This is a genomic window from Salmonirosea aquatica (assembly GCF_009296315.1).
Lineage (GTDB): Bacteria > Bacteroidota > Bacteroidia > Cytophagales > Spirosomataceae > Salmonirosea > Salmonirosea aquatica.
The window spans coordinates 239,367-262,234 of the sequence record NZ_WHLY01000002.1; the positions used below are offsets into that span (position 1 = coordinate 239,367).

17 protein-coding genes and 1 pseudogene are annotated in these 22,868 nt (G+C 51.4%); 16 read left to right on the forward strand and 2 right to left on the reverse strand.

Annotation, left to right across the window (positions count from 1 at the left end; all coding sequences use genetic code 11):
- Nucleotides 1-47: 47 nt before the first annotated feature.
- The 10 genes and pseudogenes from GBK04_RS01925 (at nucleotide 48) to GBK04_RS01970 (ending at nucleotide 11,777) form a co-directional block, all read left to right on the forward strand.
- Entirely contained in the window at nucleotides 48-974 is a 927-nt protein-coding gene (locus GBK04_RS01925; RefSeq protein ID WP_152756374.1) for a methyltransferase domain-containing protein, read from the forward strand.
- On the forward strand, nucleotides 971-1,792 hold the full coding sequence (locus GBK04_RS01930) for a glycosyltransferase family 2 protein (protein WP_152756376.1): 822 nt from the start codon (nucleotides 971-973) through the stop codon (nucleotides 1,790-1,792). The genes GBK04_RS01925 and GBK04_RS01930 overlap by 4 nt, the downstream gene beginning before the upstream one ends.
- A gap of 209 nt (nucleotides 1,793-2,001) precedes the next feature.
- Nucleotides 2,002-2,281: pseudogene (locus tag GBK04_RS01935) on the forward strand (integrase core domain-containing protein); the annotation flags it as partial.
- A gap of 89 nt (nucleotides 2,282-2,370) precedes the next feature.
- Entirely contained in the window at nucleotides 2,371-3,690 is a 1,320-nt protein-coding gene (locus tag GBK04_RS01940; RefSeq protein ID WP_152756379.1) for a WcaI family glycosyltransferase, read from the forward strand.
- 346 nt (nucleotides 3,691-4,036) lie between these two features.
- Nucleotides 4,037-5,299, forward strand: a complete 1,263-nt coding sequence (locus tag GBK04_RS01945) for a nucleotide sugar dehydrogenase (RefSeq protein WP_152756381.1) — start codon at nucleotides 4,037-4,039, stop codon at nucleotides 5,297-5,299.
- A gap of 339 nt (nucleotides 5,300-5,638) precedes the next feature.
- A complete protein-coding gene (locus GBK04_RS01950; protein ID WP_373330640.1) occupies nucleotides 5,639-6,268 on the forward strand; it encodes a glycosyltransferase in 630 nt (209 codons plus the stop codon).
- 978 nt (nucleotides 6,269-7,246) lie between these two features.
- Entirely contained in the window at nucleotides 7,247-8,614 is a 1,368-nt protein-coding gene (locus GBK04_RS01955; RefSeq protein ID WP_152756385.1) for an exopolysaccharide biosynthesis polyprenyl glycosylphosphotransferase, read from the forward strand.
- A 167-nt stretch (nucleotides 8,615-8,781) separates the two neighbouring features.
- The gene (locus GBK04_RS01960; RefSeq protein WP_152756386.1) at nucleotides 8,782-9,801 is read left to right on the forward strand and encodes a hypothetical protein; all 1,020 of its coding nucleotides are present in this window, start codon (nucleotides 8,782-8,784) and stop codon (nucleotides 9,799-9,801) included.
- A 31-nt stretch (nucleotides 9,802-9,832) separates the two neighbouring features.
- On the forward strand, nucleotides 9,833-10,678 hold the full coding sequence (locus tag GBK04_RS01965; RefSeq protein ID WP_152756388.1) for a YjbH domain-containing protein: 846 nt from the start codon (nucleotides 9,833-9,835) through the stop codon (nucleotides 10,676-10,678).
- Nucleotides 10,662-11,777 carry a YjbH domain-containing protein gene (locus tag GBK04_RS01970; protein ID WP_152756389.1) on the forward strand — a complete coding sequence of 372 codons (1,116 nt, stop codon included), beginning with the start codon at nucleotides 10,662-10,664 and terminating at the stop codon, nucleotides 11,775-11,777. Before GBK04_RS01965 ends, GBK04_RS01970 begins: the two co-directional genes overlap by 17 nt.
- 25 nt (nucleotides 11,778-11,802) lie before the next feature.
- On the opposite strand, the gene GBK04_RS01975 is transcribed toward GBK04_RS01970, so the two are convergent.
- The gene (locus tag GBK04_RS01975; protein ID WP_152756391.1) at nucleotides 11,803-12,108 is read right to left on the reverse strand and encodes a hypothetical protein; all 306 of its coding nucleotides are present in this window, start codon (nucleotides 12,106-12,108) and stop codon (nucleotides 11,803-11,805) included.
- Nucleotides 12,109-12,467: 359 nt separating this feature from the next.
- On the opposite strand from GBK04_RS01975, the gene GBK04_RS01980 reads away from it, so the two are divergent.
- The 5 genes from GBK04_RS01980 (at nucleotide 12,468) to GBK04_RS02000 (ending at nucleotide 20,320) form a co-directional block, all read left to right on the forward strand.
- Nucleotides 12,468-13,580 (forward strand): DUF4856 domain-containing protein, encoded by a 1,113-nt coding sequence (locus tag GBK04_RS01980; protein WP_152756393.1) that lies wholly within the window; start codon nucleotides 12,468-12,470, stop codon nucleotides 13,578-13,580.
- Nucleotides 13,581-13,673: 93 nt separating this feature from the next.
- The gene (locus tag GBK04_RS01985) at nucleotides 13,674-14,759 is read left to right on the forward strand and encodes an imelysin family protein (RefSeq protein WP_152756395.1); all 1,086 of its coding nucleotides are present in this window, start codon (nucleotides 13,674-13,676) and stop codon (nucleotides 14,757-14,759) included.
- The gene (locus tag GBK04_RS01990) at nucleotides 14,746-16,089 is read left to right on the forward strand and encodes an HTTM domain-containing protein (protein ID WP_152756396.1); all 1,344 of its coding nucleotides are present in this window, start codon (nucleotides 14,746-14,748) and stop codon (nucleotides 16,087-16,089) included. Before GBK04_RS01985 ends, GBK04_RS01990 begins: the two co-directional genes overlap by 14 nt.
- Nucleotides 16,086-18,494, forward strand: coding sequence for a TonB-dependent receptor domain-containing protein (locus GBK04_RS01995; protein WP_152756398.1), 2,409 nt, complete (start codon nucleotides 16,086-16,088; stop codon nucleotides 18,492-18,494). The genes GBK04_RS01990 and GBK04_RS01995 overlap by 4 nt, the downstream gene beginning before the upstream one ends.
- Before the next feature lie 176 nt (nucleotides 18,495-18,670).
- Nucleotides 18,671-20,320, forward strand: a complete 1,650-nt coding sequence (locus tag GBK04_RS02000; protein WP_373330641.1) for a sulfatase family protein — start codon at nucleotides 18,671-18,673, stop codon at nucleotides 20,318-20,320.
- A 76-nt stretch (nucleotides 20,321-20,396) separates the two neighbouring features.
- Here the strand turns inward: GBK04_RS02000 and GBK04_RS02005 are convergent, their stop codons facing one another.
- Nucleotides 20,397-21,086, reverse strand: coding sequence for an NUDIX hydrolase (locus tag GBK04_RS02005; protein ID WP_152765767.1), 690 nt, complete (start codon nucleotides 21,084-21,086; stop codon nucleotides 20,397-20,399).
- A 133-nt stretch (nucleotides 21,087-21,219) separates the two neighbouring features.
- On the opposite strand from GBK04_RS02005, the gene GBK04_RS02010 reads away from it, so the two are divergent.
- A complete protein-coding gene (locus GBK04_RS02010; RefSeq protein ID WP_152756400.1) occupies nucleotides 21,220-22,854 on the forward strand; it encodes a carboxylesterase/lipase family protein in 1,635 nt (544 codons plus the stop codon).
- The last annotated feature ends 14 nt before the right edge of the window (nucleotides 22,855-22,868 follow it).

The following is a 22,868-nucleotide window of genomic DNA, read 5'->3' on the forward strand; positions in this document are numbered from 1 at the left end:
TAATATATATTTTATAGATTATTAATAATTTATTATCAAACTCACCTATGAAAGGTAATTTTGAATTAATTGATAGAGAAAAATGTCCTCTCTGCGGCAGCAAAGATTTTAAAGTCTATTTAAACTTTGATAAAATTTCAATTTTAAAGTGTAGAAATTGCTCCTTCATATATTCTGGCGCTACGTTATCAGATGATAGCTTAAAAGAATACTACCGAAGTAGTTTCGGAGGAGATAGGCAGAAGAAGGGACAAATTGTAAACTCTATTGTTAATTTTAAGATACTGGACAAAATTTTAGACTTAAAAGCGGGAATGAGCATTCTGGACGTAGGTACCGGATATGGATTTCTACTCTTACTTTTTAAAGAAAAAAAGGGACTTGATGTAACAGGTATGGAGTTTTCGTTGGACGAGGCAATATATGCAAAAGAGACACTGTCTTTGGATATCATAACAACTCCCTTGGAACAATCAGATTTGGGATTTGAGAAATTTGATATAGTTTGTGCCTTTGAAGTCATCGAACATACGATAGATCCCATTATATTTTTAGATAATTTAAAGAAGTATTTAAAGCCTAGCGGAGAATTAGTAATTGTTACTGATAATTTTGAAAGCAAGGTTGTCAAAGAGCTAGGCGCTGGCTGGCCTAAGTGGATACCGCATACCCATATTAGTCATTTTTCTCCTCAGACGCTTAGCTACGCGCTGGAAAAGTCGGGATTCAGTATTGTAAAAAAAGCTTCTTTCACCCCTTGGGAGCATAGTTTTCGTAATTCATTGTATAAGTTATTTTCTATACACAAAACGCCGGAAGAAGCTTACAATCTAGAGTCTGCCTTGAAAAATGAAACAGAAGGGGACTATAAGTTTTACAAGATCAGAAAGTTACTTAGCCCTTATCTTTCATTGAAAAATCTGAAAGGTAATTTAAATGAGGCGATGATGTTTACAGTATCACAAAAGAAATGATATCAATATTGGTATTGACTTTGAACGAGGAGCAAGACCTTCCTGGTTGCTTAGACTCAGTAAAATGGTGCGATGACGTTCATTTACTTGATTCATATAGTACCGACAACACCATAAAAATTGGAAAAGAATATGGAGCAATAGTTACGCAGCGGAAATTCGATAACTGGTCATCTCATCAGAACTGGGGCTTAGCTAATACTCATTTTAAATATCCTTGGGTACTTTATATTGATGCAGATGAGCGGGTTTCTGATGGTTTAAAGAATTCTGTTTTGTCTTTTGATTTTTCGAATAGTGATGTGGTAGCCTTTGAAATTCAGCGCCGGGATTTTGCTTGGAATGGACGGTGGTTAAAGTATGCTCAAATGTCACCCTACTACCTTCGGCTTTTTAAACCTGAAAAAATGCGTTACGAGCGTCTGGTCAATCCGGTTTCTATTCCAGACGGACCTGTAGGTAGGATGGGAGGATATTTGGATCATTACCCCTTTAGCAAAGGATTTAGATATTGGATCCAAAGGCACTTAGGCTATGCTGACATGGAAGCTGCTATACGTTTAATGGATATGGAAAAGGAAACAAGATTTTCTCTTCACAAGGCTTTGTTTAGTAAGGATTTTTCCGAAAAACGATTTCATCAAAAAGGATTGTTTTATAAGTTGCCATTCCGACCATTAATTAAATGGCTTTATATGGTTTTCGGCCGATTCGCATTTTTGGATGGGAGAGCAGGGATGACTTATGCCACCTTACAAGCAATCTATGAGTACTTCATAGTACTAAAGACTAAAGAATTGCTCAAAGTTAAGAAATGAAAGCAGTAAATCAATTGATTATTAAAGTCTTGACTGATGCTTTACTTACTGATTAAAAAGTAGGGTAGATAGTAACCTTTTAGTGAAAACTCTCTGCTACCTTACTCTATTCATTGAAGAATCTTATACTATATAAGAACGTGTTTGGGAATTAAGAAGTGCTGGGAACAGTGTCATCTTTGTATCGACTAAAATGCAAAGACATGACCAGTATGAGCCGTAAAGGCAACTGCTGGGACAATGCAGTAGCTGAGAGCTTACGCTTCGGCGATCCGATTCAAAACATTTAAAAGTGAATTAGTGAACCATGTTGACTTTCCGTCGCGGGCCGCAGCCCGGTTGGCCACCTTCGAGTATATTGAGGGATGGCGGCCGCCGCTGCGGTACAATCGCCGGCGGAAACATTCAAGCTTGAATTACCGAACTCCTGCTCAACAGGAATCCTGTTTTTACAACTCTCAGATGCCTGCTCAAAAAAATATCCAGTAAACTGTTGCAAGTCCTAAATGCTTTTGTACCAGTACACCGCATGAATCTTCTATCTTTGCGACTATCAACGTTAGTAAGCTCACCCCAGCATGCGAATTCTCCTTTACGGCATTAACTACGCCCCCGAGCTCACGGGCATAGGCAAGTACAGCGGGCAAATGGGCGCCTGGCTAGCCGGGCGCGGCCACGAGGTATCGGTCATTACCGCTAAGCCCTACTATCCGCAGTGGCGTATCCACAAAAATTACCGTGCCTGGGGCTGGCGCAGGGAGGAGCGGGAGGGCGTCAAAGTCTATCGTTGTCCGCTTTACGTCCCGGCGCAGGCCAGCTCTTTTAAAAGAATTCTGCACGAATTTTCTTTCCTGGCAAGCAGCCTGCCAATTTGGCTGGGAATGTTGTTTCAAAAAAAATACGATGTCATCGTCTGCATTTCGCCGCCCTTTCATCTAGGCGTGCTGCCTTGGCTTTACGGCAAGCTGCGGGGCGTTCCGTTTGTCATCCACGTGCAGGATTTACAGGTAGATGCGGCTAAAAAATTGGGAATGATCCGCAACGCGGGCTTCCTGCGTCTGATGTTTGGCCTGGAGCGGGGGTTGCTTCAGGGCAGCGCGGCGGTCACTACCATTAGCGAAGGAATGCGGCGGCGGATCGCCGCCAAGGGCATTCCGAGGGAGAAACTAATTCTTTTCCTCAACTGGGTCAACTCTCATCTTATTTATCCTTTGCCCCGAGAGAAATCTCTGCGGGAAGGATTTGGTTTAAAACCCCAGGATCAGGTGCTGCTTTACGCCGGGAACCTGGGTGAGAAGCAAGGACTGGAACTCATAATAGAAGTAGCCAAACAGTTTGCGACCCAGCGTGTTGCGGAAAAAGTTCTGGCCGAAGAGAGTTTTTCCATTCAGGGTGAGATCGTCTTCGTCATCGTAGGTACGGGTGGGGAACGGAAAAGGTTGGAAGCCCTGGCGCGGGAAGCTCAACTGACCAATGTCCGTTTCTTTCCTTTGCAGCCCTACGAAAAAATGTCGGCCCTGCTGGCCGTGGCGGATGTGCACTTGATCATTCAAAAACAATCCGCCTCGGACCTCGTCATGCCCAGCAAACTCACAGGCATCCTGGCCGCCGGGGGCTGCGCATTGGTCACCGCCCAGCCCGGCACCTCGCTCTACGAGGTAGTAGCGCGGCATCGGTTGGGGCTGCTGGTTGAGCCAGAGTCGGTGGAGGCCCTGGTCGCGGGCATCGGAGAAGCCCTCACGACGGACCTGACGCCCTACCGCCAAAACGCCCGCGCCTTCGCCGAGCGGCATTTGAATAAGGAGTCCGTTTTGGCTGGTTTCGAGGAGGTGTTGAAGCTGCTAGTGCGGGGAAAGCAGTCACTTAGTAAAGAACATAATTTAACTATAAGAGAATAGTTGTACAAGAATAGTCGTATATAATGAAGCTGCTTAAAGTTTTATAAAGTTGATAATCAATGCTATTGGGTTTCAGTCTATTATCTCAATTTCTTAAAATATTTCTAGATTCCAAATTTTTTTTGATAACGAGTGATCTGGATAACTGACTAGCTGTGAGATATTTAAGCCAAAACAAAATAACTATAAACAACTTTATTGTTGTCTTCCAGATGATAACTCAAGTTGAATCTGTATTTGAACCAACCCAGTCGTTCAATAAATGGGAATACGCACCTGTTGCTGTTAGTTCACTTCTTGTCTAAAAATCAATAGTTTTGCGGCTATCAAATTAATGTGTAAGTAGATGCTTGAAAATTCTCCTCTAAAAATTGCCGTGATTGGTCTAGGGTATGTGGGTCTTCCGTTAGCTCTGGAGTTGAGTAACCGATACTTTGTGCTAGGATTCGACATAAACGAAGCGCGTGTCAAAGAACTTCGTAACAGTTTTGACCGGACACAGGAAATTGCACCCGGCCAGTTAAAAGCGGCAGACACGCTGCAATTCAGCTGGGAAACGGATGATTTAAATAATTGTAATGTTTTTATTGTCACCGTCCCTACACCCATAGACGTTTACAAGAAACCTGACCTCACACCGCTGTTGGCTGCCAGCCGCACGGTGGGTGCCGCGTTAAAAAAGGGCGATGTCGTTATTTACGAATCAACGGTTTATCCAGGCTGCACTGAGGAGGATTGCGTTCCGGTTTTAGAAAAAACAAGCGGCCTGACTTTTAACAAAGACTTTTTCTGCGGCTACTCACCCGAGCGCATCAATCCAGGCGATAAGGTAAATACTTTAACCAAAATAAAGAAGGTCACCTCAGGCAGTACACCCGAAATAGCTGAATTCGTGGATAGACTGTACCGCTCTATAATCAAAGCAGGAACTCACCTAGCCCCCAGCATCCGGGTAGCCGAGGCGTCGAAGGCCATTGAGAACGCCCAGCGCGACGTCAACATTTCATTTGTGAACGAACTTGCCCTGATTTTCGACCGCATGAATATCGACACCATCGAGGTATTGGAAGCTGCCGCCACCAAGTGGAACTTTCTGCCATACAAGCCCGGACTGGTGGGAGGCCACTGCATCGGCGTTGATCCATATTACTTGGCCTATAAAGCCGAGTCACTAGGATACTACCCACAGGTAATCCTGTCGGGCCGTCGCGTCAACGACCATATGGGCGTATTTGTGGCTAACAAGTTGGTGAAGCTTTTGATCAAAAAGGGTCATAAAATCGAGGGCAGTCGAGTGCTGATTTTGGGCATTACCTTTAAAGAAAACTGTCCCGACATCCGCAACACCCGCGTAGTGGATGTAGTGCGCGAGTTGACCGATTTCGGAATGCGGGTTGACGTTCACGACCCTTGGGCTGTGGCGGAGGAGGTGGCCGAGGAGTATGGAACCAAGTTAGCTCCAATCAGAGGTAAGTATGAGGCGGTCGTGCTAGCTGTAGCGCACAAGGAATTTAAGTCATTTGACTTCAAACAATTTACCACTCCCAACTCCGTTCTCTTCGACTTGAAGTCCACCCTTCCTAAAAACATGGTGGACGCACGACTATGAGAAGAGCGACTCGGGTTTTTATGAAATGCTTTACTCCAAAATGCTTTGAACCCCCATCACTCTGAGGAGGTAATCACCGCCCTTCCATTTGGGGGTGTTGCCGTGGCTGTACGGCAAACTACGGGGCGTTCCGTTCGTCACCCACGTGCAGGATTTACAGGTGGATGCGGCTAAAAAATTGGGGATGATCCGCAACGCAGGCTTCCTGCGGCTGATGTTTGGCCTGGAGCGGGGGTTGCTGCAGGGCAGTGCGGTGGTCACTACCATTAGCGAAGGGATGCAGTGGAGACTACTGGCCAAGGGGATTGCCCCGGGGAAGTGTGGCTGTTACCTAACTGGGTGGATCCGGAACGCATCTATCCCCTACCCGTGTCGGCTTCCTTGCGACCAGAGTTGGGCTTGAAGCCCACGAACCGAGTCATTTTGTACGCCGGCAATCTGGGAGAGAAGCAGGGTCTGGAGATCCTGTTGGAGGTGGCGGAGCGATTTCACTCCCGGCCGGAAGTGGTATTTGTGCTGGTGGGAGCAGGCGGCGGGCGGGAAAAGTTGGAAGCAAAGGTGCAGGCGGCTGAGCTGACCAATGTCCGGTTCTTTCCCCTACAGCCCAACGAAAAACTAGCGGCCCTGCTGGCATCGGCGGATGTACACCTGGTGCTGCAAAAAAAATCGGCCTCGGATCTGGTAATGCCCAGTAAATTGACGGGCATCATGGCGGCGGGCGGTTGTGCCATCGTAACGGCCCTGCCCGGCACGTCGCTGTACGAGCTGGTGGAAAGGTATCAGACGGGCATCCTGGCAGAACCGGAGTCGGCGGAGGCCCTGTGGGCGGGAATCAATCGGGCCCTGACGTCCGATTTAGCACCCTACCGGGCTAATGCCCTGGCCTACGCCAAACGCTATTTGCAAAAAGAGGCGATACTGACTACCTTCGAACAGCAATTACTGGCGCTCACTCCACCGGCTGTCTAACCTGGATGGGCTATCGCGAAGCAGATAAGGTCATACAAATTGAATACTTTTTTTCATCCCTTCCAATAGTACCATTGATCTAAGGATTAATTAAAAAGTAACCAATCAGTTTATTATTTTTTACCCCGGAGGTATTGTTTTTATAAAAAAAAGCCCTATGTTCGTACAATCATTTACTGTACATACTCTAAATTCTCTTTGAAGATAGGCTTTAAAGCCCTCCTAGCCTACAAATACCAGTCTTAGATGGTATCGCGAGAAAATTTTCATTCAGTCACATAATATCTTTCATATTTTCCCGACATGGATAAAATCCATGCGCATAGGCAAAGCTTTGTCAGGTAGTAAGCATTTAAATAGTACAATATTGTGCGCTATCGAAACCATGAACAATTAATCGACTGGTTTTGACTACCACTCTTTTCATATAAATAGCATTCGGATGGATTATTTAAATTAGTATTGCCTGGTAGCCGGGGTTATTCGCAACCTACTGAGTACCCTATAAGTAGCATTCGTTGACGATCGCAAATTTTGTAGAGTCGATTCTAGTAGTGCTGATAGGTTGTACATTACGGGGTGGGTACCTTAGGTAAGTGTTACCTACCGCTTGATAACATTATCACATTTATCCGGGAGTTATAGAAAAGATGCCCCAACTTTGAAAACCATAGAATCCTGAAAGCAAACGCCCGGCTGGAACGGCCTAACAAGCTTGTGAAGTATTGTCAACCTGTTGGATGAGTCAGATCAGTCAGCCAAAAACGTTTTAGGATATTATGTTTTACTTATAATTTATTTTAGATAAAATAATATAATACAAACAATCAACTGATTATTTGCTTTCTATCGAAAAAAAAGTGGCTCCGTGTTGGAAAATACCCCAAGAAGCTCTTATCTTTCACCCGTGGTCCGCTTTATCCTTTTCGGCTTTAAGTTTAATTTGTGAAGTTTACCATTAGTCCCCACCCCGCGATTATGAAACCCAATTACCAAAGCCGCCTTGCCGTTTACAATCTTTGGATCGATGTTCTGCTCCTTAACCTGGCTTTCCTATTCTCGTACGCTACTCACTCCCGGGGTCAGGAACTCAACGATGTCTACATTATCCTACAACTCACGCTGAATCTGAGTTGGCTGGGATTGACCCATTTTCTGGGGGTCTACAAAATCTCCCGCCTGGACTTTACGGCCGATATCCTGCTGAGTCGTTTCTTCAAAGCGCTGTTGCTGTTTATTCTCGTCATCACGGCTTTGCTGTATTTTTCCAAGTACGGTCAAAGCATATCCCGGGTGGTGCTTGGCTACACCATCCTCGGCCTGGGCCTAACGGGTTGCATCCTCAGGCTCCTGATTTTACAAGCCCTGCGTACCTACCGGGCCGCGGGCCACAACGCTAGCGGGTTTATGACCGTGGGCAACTGCGACCTGGGCATTTTCTTGCGGGAACGATACCGTGAGCGTTCGGAGTTGGGTTTTGAGTTCCGGGGTACCTTCGAGTTTCGGGACGAAAACATGGAGCAGGATTTGATCCGCTTGGAAAAGCTGCTTGAAGAAAAGAAACCCGATTTTTTGTACTGCTGTATGACCACGTTGAGCCCGGAGCAGATTCGGGGCATCATCGACATGGGACAGCGGCAGCGGGCGCAGATTCGCCTGGTGCCCGATTTCCGGGGTTTTGTGGCCCATCAGGCAACCATGGAGTACCATGACGTGGTGCCCGTGATTGAAGTTTCGACCAAGCCCTATTCCAATAGCCGGGATGAAGCCTACAAGCGGGCGTTCGATCTGGCTTTCTCCCTGCTCGTGATGCTGGCGGGCGCACCGGTCTTTTGCTCCATCATGCTATTGCAGAAGTTCTTTTCGCCGGGCCCGATTTTTTTCCGGCAGGAGCGTACCGGCCGTTGGGGTCAGCGGTTTTACATTTATAAGTTCCGCACCATGCGCACCGATGCCGATAGCCTGGGTTTACAACATTCGCAGGGGGATGGCGATCCGCGGGTAACGCCTTTGGGTCGCATTTTACGTAGGACCCGACTGGACGAGTTGCCTCAGTTTATCAACGTGCTGCGTGGGGAAATGTCAGTGGTAGGTCCTCGGCCGCTTTTCCACTACGATGTGGACATGCTGATGGCGGCCGATCCCATTCATTTTAAGAAACTGCTGACCGTGAAGCCGGGTATCACCTCGGTGGGCCAGCTGAAAGTGGGTTACGCCGACAGCCTGCACCTGAATCTGTTGCGAATGCGGCACGACCTACAGTACCTCAAGGAGTACAGTGTCTGGTACGATTTGCAACTGATTGCCATTACGATGCAGATCATGGTGGCGGGGAGGGGAAAGTGAAAAGCTGTTGGCTATTCCAGCCTATAAACGAATGTAATTTTCAGAATCTTGATAAAGCCAATAGCCATCAGCTCAATAAAACGAATCCAAAATCCAGTATATAAATTCATTACCCAAAAACCAATCACTAGTAATCCGAAACAAATCTTTTTAACCACTTTTTACTCATGAAAAAACGTAGTAGCTTATTATCTCTGGCGAGCCTGGCACTCATGCTCGTAATGTACAACTGCCAGCGGGTCACGGATCCCCTGCCTACCGGACCTAACGCCGAATTGCTCAAGGGCTTCTCGGACATCAAGATGAAAACCGCCCCGGCTACGCAGCCCGAAGCCGTAGTGAGTACGCCCTCCGCCCTGATTCCTTCCACGAAACTCCTGGACGTTCAGGCGGGCCTGAAGAGCGGTAATCATTCCACCGTGCAGCGCGCCGCTGACGACGTATCAGCTGCTCTTTCCGCGCAGGACATTGCTCAGTTGGCCGAGATGACGCCCGCCGACCTGAAGGCCCTGGAAACAGGGGGTACCTTGTCCGCTGGCTTGCAGGCCGCGCTCGACCGCGCCATTGCGAACCCCGTCCTGTCTACCTACCTACCCAAAATGGTACTGCCTACCGTGAAGGAAATTGCCTTCCCCGTGGTTGTGCCCGAGCGGGATGTCAATACCGGCAGCACCGACAAAAAAGCGGATAATACGTGTAAGAAGCAGGCTCAAGAAGCCTATAAGGCCACGCTAGACCAACTGAAAGATCAACGGAAAAACCAGCTGTCCGCGGCCGCCGCTACCAACAAAAGTAACATCGCTTCCATTAAAGCGGGTACGGCTACCTGCAAAAGTGGCGTGACAGCGAGTTACAGCGCACAACGGGTGGCTGCCCAGCAACAAGCCGCGGCCAACATCGCCGCGATCAATTCCAACCCCAGCAACTCAGCCGTCGTAAAACGCTTGTTGATTGCCCTGGTGAACGCCAGCCTGTCCAAGCAGCTAGCTGACTTTACCCAAATGGAAGCCGCTGACAAGCGGGCTTGTGACCAGGCCGAACGGGCTGCCCTGGCGGCGAATGAAGCCGCGTATGAGGCTAATAAAGCGCAAATTGAAGCCAACTATGACGCGGCCGTGGCACAAGCCGAAATAGCCCGTCAGCAGTACATTGCTAACTGTGAATACCAGCAGGGTATCGGCAGCTAATTCCTGGTTGCTTCCTTCCTAACGTGGCTGTATGGCACAAATTTTGATTTTACAAAAGAGCAAGGGTAGGATATTCCTGCCCTTGCTCTTTTTTTTGGGAATGTCCCTTTCGGGCCGGGGGCAGGTAAACCTGTCGGGTAAGCCGGGCCTGCTCTACGTCCCCACGGCGGATTCCACCGCGGAGGGTACCTTACGGTTTGGGGTCAATTACAATCCCATCGATTATGCATTGAGTACCACAGGCCGCAACGCCGAAGCGATCGCATACGTCAACTTAACGATCTTGCCCCGACTGGATGTGAACATCAGCGTATTGAAGGCAATTTCCAGGCCTGAGTTTCCCGTCATCAAGGATGTGGGGGACCGGCAACTGGATTTCCGGTACCTTTTGCTAAAAGAAAGACGTCTCCGGCCGGCGGTGGCGGTGGTGATGTCATCCCCTTTCACGGTGGATGCCGCCATGCTGACGCAGGTGGTGGTAGCTACTAAAACCTTCAACCTGCGTGGCGATTGGCAGGCCCTGATTACGGTGGGACTGGGCAGTCCCTACTTCGTGTACCGCGATGCCAAAGTCACGGCCAATGCCCATGCGTTCAGCAGCTTCAAGTGGCAGAAAAAAAGTGAATATATTCACGATAACCATTACCTCGTCGGTCCCTTCGGCGGGATTCGGCTGGATTACCGGCAACGGGCGGGGCTGCTATTGGAATCTGACTCCAAACATGTGAACGTGGGCCTGTATACGCGTCTTTTCCAGCGCTGGAATTTGCAGGCCGGCCTCATCAATTTCGATCAGGTTACCGTGGGTACGGCATACTCCTTCGCGCTGCTGAAACCATCCCGCCGCCTAAAAAAAATCTATGGAGAAAAGCGTTAGTTTGCTGCCGTTCCTGCTGTGTCTCCTGCAAGGCGTGTTCGCACAGGATAAGTCCGCCCGCGAAGGGGAGATGGAGAACGTCAGTCGTGATTCCACGGGCGCTTTTTACGAACAGCGCCTGTACCGCAATCCGCTGGAAGGTTTAGTGCGCATGCGTCCGGCCGGGGGAAATAACACTAATTTGATTCCGCTGATTCAGGGGGTATCCGTGGGGGTATATCGGTTGGCAGACAGCTTATCCTACCGTCCGCTCACGTCGCAGGAACGTCAGGCCTACCGTCAGAATTACCGTTTCCGTCCCTGGAACTACCTGCTCGATTTCCGCCTCCAGCCCGAAGTCATCGCCAACTTCGGCAACCCGACCCAGACGGTGCAGGCCATGATCAGCCTGATGTTGCAAAGTCAGGTGTACCTCTGGCCCGGCATGGCCCTGAATTTTGGGGTATTGTTTCCCGTCATGAATAATCTGGACGGTCGCCCCAAGAGCATCCGTCCCGCCCCGCTCTATCTCAATCAGTTTCTGGCCTTGCCGGGCGACCACTATATTTCTGCCTCGGCGGGCCTGTTCCGCAGCGACCGCTACGGCCTGAACGTACAATACCAGCACGCCAACCTGAATGCCCGCTGGACCTACGGGTTCGAGGCTGGATTGACGGGCTTTTATTACTATCCGAAGGGAGGAATCTACTACACGAACCCGGATGAACTGCTGCTGCTGGGCAATGTGGCCTACCGCTTCAACCGCTTTGATTTCACCACCAAACTGACCGCTGGTCGCTACCTCGATGGCGACTGGGGCGCGCGGATGGACCTTGTCCGGCAATTCGCCAACGTGGAAATCGCTCTCTTTGCCATTGCCACCCAGAATGGCTCCACCCTCGGCTTCAATTTCGCCGTTCCGATTCCGCCGGGGAAAATTGCACGCCTGGGCCCTACCCGGCTGCGTACGACCGAAGAATTCCGTTGGGAATATGCCTATGCCCGGGGGTATGGCATCGGGAACCGGTACCGGCTGGGCTATCAGCTGGACGAGCGGCTCCGGCAGTACCACCACTCCTACCTGGCCAACCAATGGCGTCGGCTCCAGCAGACGGACTAACGCATCTAACCAAACTCCTGTTGACTCACACGGTAGCGATTACCGGTCCCGAAATCCCACTCCTACCTTCGTAGCGGGTAGGTTTCAGGGGGGAGGGGAGCTCGAACCCCCGGGACGCAGCTCCATCCCGTTCGGCCTGGCCAGTGGGTGAGGGAACAACCTCCTCGTGAACAAGACTCATCAGGGTAGCGATCAACAGCCCCAGTCCCATTCCGATGAAAAGAAAGACCATCACGGAAATTGTGGGGAAAGCCAGACGCAGGAGGTACCCCAGCAAAAGCCAGGAGAGTGCGGTAAACGAGAAGACAATTAAAAAGGAGGGAATTTTCATACTAGTCACAGCCACAAAAGACAGAGTTTAGTGTGTAACAGGTAGGGAATGGGTCGATGCAATTTTTTCGTAAAATTAAACAATTATTGTACCATAAAATTTAGAAAGTGAGTGAATGGCCAATTTTAGTGAGGAAATAGGACCTCGAAGGCTGAAAAAAATTAGCAGGTCTTAAATTAAAAGTTTTCATCCCCTAAAAGGGTTGAAACCCAGCGAAATGGCGTCATCCTTGCTTTCGCCAGTTTTATTAGAATCAAAACGAAGCCCGTACTTTTTTATTTTTATTCATTCTAAATAAAAGTTGTTTGCTAATAACAGTTACCTTTGGCAAAAATTCTAGTGTCAAACCTGCTGTTATTATGAAAATCACTCCCCTTATTACCCTGGCGCTCGCCGCCCTGCTGTTTTCCTGTACCGACAATACCGGAGTCGATCCGGATGGTCCCAAGGAATATACGGTACCTACCACCTATGACTTCGAGAATGTGGATTATAAGGAATCCGCCAGCCGCATCAGCATGTGGCAGGGCTTCCAGTCCTACCTGGGCAAGGGTACCTCGCGCGTCCTCAGTGCGGATACCGTCAACTACCTCTGGAACAATACGAACAATGCCTTCACGGCGGAACTGGCCAGCAACATCCCCTACCCTGCCAACGAACTGAACACGCTGACGTACAATCTGTCGGGCAAAACGGCCGATGCCCTGCTATTCAAGGCTTTGGCCGATTCCATGGTGTACGTCAGTCAATTCAACAAAGCGGCCGCTTCCAAAGGGGTACCGGGTAAAATCGGCAACCGCCTTTTCAACTACAAAGGACTGGAATACAACCAGTCGGTAGCCAAGGGCCTGATGGGCGGACTGGTGCTGCACAACGTGGTCGCTATTCTCGACAAGATCCCTACGGACAACAACACGACGGTGGTTCCCGGACAAGGTACCGCCATGGAGCACAACTGGGACCTGGCCTTTGGCTACGTGGGCATTCCGATGGACTACGACACGGCGTACAGCTATAATACCCAGCCGGTGCGGGCCGATCGTCCCCTGGCCATGGGTGGCTATTTTGCCGAACGGGGCAAGTACATTCAGGCGGGTGGCCGGGTGTTCGAGGCGTTCCGGACCGGGCGCGCCGCGATTTCGGCCCAAGATTACGCGGCCCGCGATGCGGCCATCGTCACCATCAAGGAATACCTGGAAAAGACGCTCGCGGCGGCGGCCTACAACTACGTAACCTCGCCCCAAACCCAGACGGCGCTGGATTCGAAGTTCCACGGACTTTCGGAAGGAGCCGGCTTTATAATCGCGCTGAAGTACCGTCCGGCCAGCAGCCAACTGACTGCCGCCAACTACCAGACTTTGGCTTCGATTATGGATACCAGCTTCTATACCCTGGCGGAGGATGCCAGTAACGCCAAGCTGAAGCAGGCTCAGGCTATCCTTACCGAAGCCTACGGCAAACTACAACCCTAATCCTGGTTTTTGCAGAAGTACGGTGGCAAAGCGTTCAAATCGGACGCTTTGCCACAACGTTTTTAAAAGTGCCCGATCAATCTAGATACCCATATGAAGTACCCCCGCCTAATTCTCCCCTTCCTGCTGGCGCTCGCCGGTGGGATTTTCTACGCCTGCTCGGACAAAACAGGTACCCCCGACCCTACCCCATCCGGCAATGATACTTTCAAGTCCGGGATGCTGACTAACTACGCCGACCGGATCATCATCCCGGCTTACACGGACTTGACCACCCAACTAACGACCCTGGAAACCCAAGTCAACGCTTTTCTGGAAAATCCCTCTACTACGACCCAAGAGGCAGTCCGGCCCGCCTACCGGGCGGCTTACCTGAGTTTCGAGGGTACCGCCGCCGCCTATTTTGGCCCGGCGGGGGCGCTGTTGCTCAATAGTTACCTCAACACCTTTCCCGCGGTTCCGGCCAAAATCGAGCAGGCCGTGGCTTCGGGTACCTACAATTTCGAATTACCCGTGGTCAACGACAGCATCCAGGGTTTTCCGGCGCTGGATTACCTGCTGTTCGAGCCCGGTGCAGTTGGCAAGTTTACGGGGCCCAATGCGGCGGCCCGGAAAAAATACGTGCGGAATGTCATGTCCCGCATGAAAGGGCTGGTGGCGAATACCTCCACGCAGTGGCAGGGTACCTACCGCACCACGTTCATCAATTCCCTCAAGACAGACGTGGGCAGTTCCATCGGATTTCTGGTCAACCAGTTTGCCTACGAAATGGATGCCCTGAAAGGCCCGCGCATCGGCTGGCCCTTCGGCAAATTGTCCAACGGGATGGTATTTGCTGATAAATCCGAAGGGTACTATTCGGGCCTGACCAAAGACCTGGCCGTGGCCAACCTGACCAGTCTGAAGAAATACTTTGCCGGCGCAGAAGGCGATGGAATTGCGGATTACCTCGTTCTGCTGGGAAAAGAGGCCCTCGCCAATCAAGTATTAACTCAGTTCGATGTGGCCATTGCGGCGCTCCAGGCCATTCCCCAGCCCATGACGGAGTCTTTTTCCAAAAATCCCGCTGCGGTGGAAGAAGCTTACCGGCAGGCACAGAAACTGCTGACGCTGATCAAGACGGATGTGGCTTCGGCTACTTCGGTGCAAATCACCTACCAGGACAATGATGGCGATTAGGGTACCCCACGGTAATCGTCCGGTTTCCATCGCTCCGTTGGCCACCTTTCGGATTACGTTTGGGTTACTGATGGCCTACAGTCTGCTCCGCTTCTGGATGCGGGGCTGGATCACCAGCGTGTACGTGACACCGTCGTTTCATTTTACCTACTGGGGATTTGGGTGGGTGCACCCGCTGGGCGACACCGGCATGCACTTGCTTTTTCTGCTACTCTTCCTGGCTTCCCTGTGCATTGCGCTGGGCTTGTTCTATCGGGCAGCGGCGGTGATTTTCTTTCTCGGCTTCACCTACGTGGAGCTGCTGGACGTCACCACCTACCTCAACCATTACTACTTTATCAGCCTGGTGGCTTTCCTGCTGGTCTGGCTACCCGCCAACCGGCACTATGCCCTCGATGCGTACGGGGGTTGGATAAAACCACGGCCGCAAGTACCCGCCTGGACCATCGGCATTCTGCGTTTTCAAATGGGGCTGGTGTACGTATTCGCCGGGCTCGCCAAACTCAACGCCGACTGGCTGCTCCGGGCGGAACCGATGAAAACCTGGCTTCCGGCCAAAAGCCACCTGCCGCTGATCGGGCCCTATATGTACGACGACTGGGTGGCGTACCTGTTCTCCTGGTTCGGCGCGGGCTACGATCTGTTCATCGTCTTTTTTCTGCTGAACCGAAAGACCCGGCCGGTCGCCTACCTGTTCGTACTGGCGTTCCACGGGGCCACTGCTCTGTTTTTCCCGGGCATCGGCTTGTTTCCGTACGTCATGATACTCAGTAGTTTGATTTTCTTTTCGGGAGAATTCCACACCCGGTTTCTGGGGTACCTGCCCTTTCCCAAAAATTCGCTGGCCTGGGGTACCTACCGGTTCAATCGTCCGAAGGCCGTGGCTCTGCTGGCGGGCGTGTACGTTTTTTTCCAGCTCCTGCTTCCATTACGCTTCCTGCTGTATCCGGGAAAACTCTTCTGGACCGAGCAAGGGTACCGCTTCTCGTGGCGAGTCATGCTGATGGAAAAAGCCGGAGCCGCCTACTTTACGGTAAAAGATCAGACCGGAACAAAGGCGTACGCGGTGGACAACAAGCAATATCTGACTCCTTTACAGGAAAAAATGATGGCCACGCAGCCCGATCTGATCCTGAAATACGCCAGCTACCTAGCCGACATTTTCCAGAAAAAGGGTATCGAAAATCCCCGGGTTTACGCTGAGGTCTACGTCACGCTCAACGGCGAGCCCTCCCGCCTGTTCATCGATTCAACGGTGGATCTGGCGGCTAAAAAATTAAGTTGGCGCCCCTACGACTGGGTTTTGCCCTACGAAAACAACTTACCATGATTCGGTGTATCAGCTTTTTACTCGTTTATTTTTCACTGGCTGCTTGGACTTACGGTCAGAAATCCCTCGCCGTGGAAGGTACCCTCCGTGAAGGTACCGAGGCCATTCCGGGGGCCGTGGTGCGCCTGTATCCTACCGAGGCGATTGAAATCAGCGACGACAACGGATTTTTCCGATTTGGTAAGTTGACGCCGGGTCAGTATCGCCTAGAGGTACGTTTGCTGGGGTACAAAACCTATATCGATTCGCTGGACCTCACCAATCAGCCGATACGGCTCGACATCCGGCTCGAGGAGGAAGTCAGTGTGCTCAGCCGCGAGGTCGTCGTGATCGGGCGGAATACCGAAACCGTCTCGGGCCGCCTGAACGATGTATCGGGTACGGCCATCTACGCCAGCAAGAAAACCGAACTGATCAACGTCCGGAACCTGAACGCTAACCTGGCGACCAATAACACCCGGCAGATCTACGCCCGCATTCCGGGGCTGAATATCTGGGAATACGACCGGGGCGGCCTGCAGCTGGGCATCGGAGGCCGCGGATTGAGTCCCAATCGCTCATCCAATTTCAATATCCGGCAAAACGGCTACGACATCAGCGCCGATGCTCTGGGGTACCCCGAAAGCTACTATACCCCCTCGGCCGAAGCCCTCAACCGGATCGAAATCATCCGGGGAGCGGCCAGTCTGCAATACGGGCCGCAGTTTGGCGGATTGGTGAACTTCATCATGCAGGAGGGTCCCCGCACCAAGCTGATCGAATTCACCACGCGCCAGACCGGGGGTTCGTTCGGCTTGTTCAATTCCTTCAACAGCCTGGGCGGAACGGTGGCGCAGGGCAAACTCAACTACTACACCTTTTTCCAGTACAAGCGCGGCGACAGCTGGCGACCCAACAGCCACTACACCCAGCAAAACGGGTACCTCCACCTGGCCTACGACCTGACTCCAAAACTGAAAGTGACGGGGGAATACACCCACATGCGCTACCTGGCGCAGCAACCCGGCGGCCTGACGGACGCGCAATTTGCAGAGGATGCTTCGGTGTCGGTCCGCGCCCGGAATTGGTTTCAGGTCGACTGGAATCTGGTGAGTCTGAATCTGGACTACAAAATCAGCGAAACCACCCGGCTCAACTGGCGCAACTACACCTTGCAGGGAGGCCGGGAAGCCATCGGCGCGCTGACCTACATCAACCGGCCCGATTTCGGGGTCAACCGCGACTACATGACCGACCGGTACAACAACCTGGGCAGCGAACTGCGGTTCATTCACCAGTACAACCTGTTCGGCCAGCCGGACAACACCTTCCTGATCGGCGGCCGGGCTTACCGGGGACTTACCGTACGGAAACAGGGCGATGGCAACAACGGCGAAGGGCCCGATTTTGAATTCCTGGATTCTGAACCTAATAAATCCAGTTTCTGCTTTCCGGGTACGAATCTGGCTTTCTTTGCCGAAAATATTTTCCGGATCGGTAAGAACTGGAGCATCACCCCGGGCGCGCGTTTTGAATACATCAATACCAAAGCCGAGGGGTACTATTTCAAGGTCAACAAATTCATTCCCAACGAGAAAATTTACGAAACCCGCACCAATCCGCGTACCTTTATGCTGCTGGGCATCGGCACCAGCCGGAAGTTCGGGCGGAACGCCGAATTCTACGCCAATATTTCGCAGAATTACCGCTCCATTAATTTCAACGACATCAGGGTGGTCAATACCAACGCCCGGGTCGATCCCAATCTTAAGGACGAAACCGGCTTCAACGGGGACTTGGGGCTGCGGGGTACGTTTCGGAACTGGCTGTACGCCGATATCAGCGTTTTTTACCTGAAATACAACGACCGCATCGGCTCCATTTTTTCTACGGACAGCAGTTATATGACCTATCGGTTGCGCACCAACGTTTCGGACAGCCGGAACCTGGGGCTGGAACTGCTGCTCGATGGCGATATTCTCCAAGCGCTGACCCAGGGAAAATCCAAGTATAAACTCAGCCTATACACGAGCCTTTCCCTGATCGACGCCCGGTACATTAATACGAAAAATACGGCCATTGCCAACAAACTGGTCGAGAATGTACCCCCCGTATTGTTTCGCACGGGGCTCAGTACAGGTACCCCCCGCTTCAATCTGACGTACCAGTTTGCCTTTCAGACCAAGCAGTACTCCGATGCCACCAATACGGAAGTGACCCCCACGGCGGTGGATGGTGCGATCCCGGCTTTTTCGGTCATGGATCTGAGCGCGCGCTACAGCTGGCGGCTGTTCACGCTTTCGTCAGGTGTCAACAACCTGACCGACAGCCGGTATTTTACCCGGCGCGCCGATGGGTACCCTGGTCCGGGCATCCTCCCCGCCGACAAGCGGAACTACTACCTGACGCTTCAGTTCAAGATCTGATTCTGTGGCTTTTAGGAAAATCCGTCATCGATATTTGTTAATCGAACAAGTTGGCAAGAGCGTGGGTACCCTACCCGCCATTAGTTTTTCGCGATGATTTTTGAGTAGGAATCCACGAATTGGGACCTTATGGAATCACTTTTCCTATTCTGCCTGCTCTATTGTCTACATTCTCCATGTCCGATTCAAAAGCAATCCAAATGAAAAAAGCCCTGCTCATTTGCCTGGTTTCCGCGGTAACTACCACCTTGTTTTTTTCCTGTAAGAAAGAAGAGCCCAAGCATCCAAACATCCTTTTTATCATGTCGGACGACCACGCCTACCAGGCCATTTCGGCTTATAGCGACAAACTTTTGCAGACGCCCAACATCGACCGCATTGCCCAGGAAGGGATGCTTTTTACCAATGCCTGCGTGACCAACTCCATCTGTGCGCCCTCGCGGGCGGTGATTCTGACGGGCAAGCACAGCCATCTCAATGGCAAGGTCGATAACTATTTCCCGTTTGATACGACCAACGTTACCTTTCCCCAGATTTTGCAAGCCAATGGGTACCAGACGGCTATGTTTGGCAAGCTGCACTTCGGGAACAACCCCAAGGGCTTCGATGAGTTCAAGATCCTGCCCGATCAGGGACATTATTACAACCCCGATTTCATTACCAAAAAAGAAGGAAAAATCACGCTGACCGGCTACGTGACGGATCTCATCACCGACATGACGATCAACTGGCTGAAAAACGAGCGGGAAAAAGACAAGCCTTTCTTCCTGGCGTACCTGCACAAAGCGCCGCACCGCGAATGGCTCCCCGCCGAACGCCATTACAAGGAGTTTATCAACCGTTCTTTCCCGGAACCTACTACGCTGTTCGACGACTACGAAGGACGCGGCCGGGCGGCGCACGAACAGGAAATGAACCTGCTCGAACACATGAACTGGGCGGGCGATTCCAAGATTTTTCCCGAAAACATGGATAAGCTGGGCATCAAGGAATCGCACTCGTACGACAAGGCCAATTATACCAACACGGTGGGGCGCATGAATCCCGAGCAGCGGAAGGTATGGGATGCCACCTACGGTAAAATGAACGAGGAATTCATGAAAAGGTACCCCTCGATGTCACGGACCGACCAGATGAAATGGCGGTACCAGCGCTACATGCAGGATTATCTGGGCTCGATCGCGGCGGTAGACGAAGGGGTAGGTAAGGTACTCGATTTTCTGAAAGCGAACGGACTGGACGAAAACACCATCGTGGTCTATACCTCCGACCAGGGCTTCTACCTGGGCGAACACGGTTGGTTTGACAAGCGCTTTATCTACGATGAATCGTTCAAAACGCCGCTATTGATCAAATGGCCGGGCGTCATCAAAGCCGGCTCGAAAAACACCCAGATGGTGCAGAACCTGGACTTCGCCCAGACGTTCCTCGATGCGGCCGGCATTGCGGCTCCCGCCGATATGCAGGGCGAAAGTCTGGTGCCTATTTTCAAGGGTCAGGGGCAGAATTTCCGGGATGCCGCCTACTACCACTACTACGAGTACCCCAGCGTCCACATGGTGAAGCGGCATTACGGCATCGTGACGGAGAAATTCAAACTGATCCATTTCTACTACGACATCGACGAGTGGGAATTGTACGACCGCCTCAACGACCCGAATGAGATGAAAAACGTGTACAATGACCCGAAATATGCGAATGTCCGAGACGAACTACATAAGAAACTAGCTGCTCTGCGGGTGAAATACAAAGACTCCGAAGCCCTGGACAAAATGTACATTGAAAAGTACAAGGAGCTGGAAAAAAGTGGTAAAATCTTCCGGTAATCTTTCCTTTTGATCCAAGGGTACCCCCGAAGAATCGTCCTTTGTTTATGAAAAGGTAATTTGGCAATCAGGTACCTCACTCAAAACTATACAAGAACGGCGCTTTGTTCGCCGCGCCGGAGTACTGCTTTTCATGCCGCTTCAGCACGCCTAATCCCAGCATTTTCCGCTGGAAGGTACCCCGGTGGAGTTTTTCACCCAAAATGGCTTCGTAGACCTGCTGTAGTTCTTTCATCGTGAAACGCGGGGGTAATAGGTTGCCTCCCACCAGTTTGCGGCTGATGTTGCTCCGCAGGGTTTCCAGGGCTTTTTGCACAATCTGCGCGTGATCGAGCATGAGGGTAGGCAGGGCGTCCACTTCGTACCAGGTGCATGTATCCGACAGGGCATCGGGTGTGGGCACTACTTTCTCGTAGTTAATCAACGCGTAATAGGCCACCGACACGAAACGCTCGAGCAGCCACGACAGATCCACTTCGGGTATTTTATTGGCGTTGATGATCCGCTCCATGATTTCGGGCTTGTAGCGGGCTACATCGCCGAAGGTATGGAATTGTTCCAGGTAGATGTTATCCAACCCGGTTCGTTCCTTCAGGCCCCGCCGCACGGCATCGTTCAGGTTTTCGTCTTTGCGGACAAACCCTCCCGGCAGGGCAAACAGGCCCGTGTTGTGGAATTCCAGAATCAGGATTTTCAGTTTCTCCCCCGAAAAGCCAAAAATCACCGAATCGAACGCGATATGCCGTAAATACTCGTCTGCCTGCATGGTATGGGGTTCCCTCAGCGGGTGATCTGGGTTGTTCGCTGTTTTATGATTTTTCAAAAATAAATAGGATTATTTTAAAGGTCTAATTATTATTGTCTCAAAATGCGACAATAAAAACTATTTACTAGAAACTATGAAGCGGATCCTTTATTTCCTGGGTATTATGATGGGTATTTCGATCGGATGCTATGCCCAGAACACCAACGCCTTTGCCGTACAGACTAAAATCGAACACGGCATCATCGAAGGCGATTACGACACAAAAACCGGCATCCAGACCTACTTCGGGGTACCCTTTGCCAAACCACCCGTGGGTAATTTGCGCTGGAAAGCCCCACAACCCCTCGACAACTGGACCGGTGTAAAGGAAACCAAACAGTTTGGCCCGCGCCCCCTGCAGAAACTCGTCTTTGGCGACATGAATTCCCGTTCCGACGGAGTTAGTGAAGATTGCCTGTATCTCAACGTGTGGACCCCGGCCAAGCGCAATACCAAAGGCCTGCCCGTGCTGGTGTACTTCTACGGGGGCGGCAATGTGGCGGGCGACGGCTCGGAGCCCCGCTACGACGGCGAGGCGATGGCCAAAAAAGGCATCGTGGTGGTGACCTGCAATTACCGCCTGAATATCTTCGGTAATTTTGCCCATCCTGAACTTTCCGCCGAATCTCCCTATAAGGCTTCCGGAAATTACGGCTATTTCGATCAGCTGGCGGCGCTGAAATGGGTGCAGAAAAACATCGCGCAGTTTGGTGGAGATCCCAAAAAGGTAACCATCGCCGGTGAATCGGCGGGGTCCATTGCTGTGAGCTACCAAATGGCCTCTCCTCTGTCGAAAGGACTGATTGCCGGTGCTATCGGCGAAAGTGGCGCGGGGATCAACCCCACGATGGCCCCGGTCCCCCTGGCGGAAGCCGAGAAGCAGGGGTTGGAGTTTGCCCAAAAGGCGGGGGTACCCACGCTGAAAGAACTGAGGGCGCTGTCGTCCCGCGACCTGTACGAAATGTACGACGAGTCGCAACGCTTCGGTTTCCCCGTGGTACTCGATGGGTATTTCCTGCCCAAGTATCTGCCCGAAATTTTTGCCGCCCGCGAGCAGGCGCAGGTACCCCTGCTGGTCGGCTGGAACTCCGCCGAAATTCCCGCCGGCGCTTTCATGTACGGACAACCCAACCGACCCGAAAACTTTATGGCCCGCGTGAAAGCGGAGTACCCCGACACCTACCAGGAGGTACTAAAGCTCTACCCCCATGCCAACGAAAAGGAAGTGGAGCTGTCAGCTACGGCGCTGGCCTCCGACCGTTTCATTGCCTACGCCACCTGGAAGTGGGCCGATTTGCACCGCAGCCATTCTTCGCAACCCGTTTATCGGTATCTTTATAGTAAACTCCGTCCCCCGCTGGTGGACAACACCCTAGCCTCGGGACTGGCGGGAGGTACCCTCAAAAAAGCAACCGATGCGCCCGCGCCTCCCAAAGCCGTGGGCGCGCCCCACGCCTGTGAAATTGAATACTGCATGGGCAACCTCCACTTGATCAAGGAGTACGCCTGGACGGCCGACGACTATAAGGTATCTGAAACGATGTCGGAGTATTTTGCCAATTTCATCAAGACCGGCAATCCAAACGGGGGTACCTTACCCCAATGGGATGCGGTCGAAGCGGGTGACGCGGCGCCGTCGGTGATGATTATCGATACCGAGTCGCGTACTGAGCCCTCAAAACACGAAGCGCGCTACCAGTTTCTGGATAAAGCTTACAAGAACAAATAGCCTGTCGCAGCTTG